Source organism: Staphylococcus pseudoxylosus, assembly GCF_003697915.1.
Lineage (GTDB): Bacteria > Bacillota > Bacilli > Staphylococcales > Staphylococcaceae > Staphylococcus > Staphylococcus pseudoxylosus.
Genome location: NZ_RCVN01000084.1, coordinates 1 through 263, shown reverse-complemented (window position 1 = coordinate 263; position 263 = coordinate 1). Strand labels below are relative to the sequence as shown.

At 39.2% G+C, this 263-nt stretch carries 1 protein-coding gene; it reads left to right on the top strand.

All coding sequences use genetic code 11. From position 1 onward, the window contains the following. Positions 1 to 263 (top strand): transposase (locus tag D9V42_RS14905; RefSeq protein ID WP_142927612.1); only part of this gene is annotated, 263 nt, incomplete at both ends.

Genomic DNA, 263 nt, shown 5'->3' with positions numbered 1-263 from the left:
GCCTATTCGTAATTTCAGAAGCAAAGTTCTTGGAGATTATGCAAATGTTGGCTACAATGCTACAAAGGGACAGTACTTTTATGGATGTAAATGTCATGCTTTAGTCAGTGAATCAGGCTATGTCATAGACTACACAATTACTCCTGCTTCAATGGCTGATAGTTCAATGACCGAGGAAGTGTTGAGTCAATTTGGGACACCAACAGTCCTTGGAGATATGGGATATTTAGTTCAGTCACTGCATGATAAGCTGGTATTAAAAG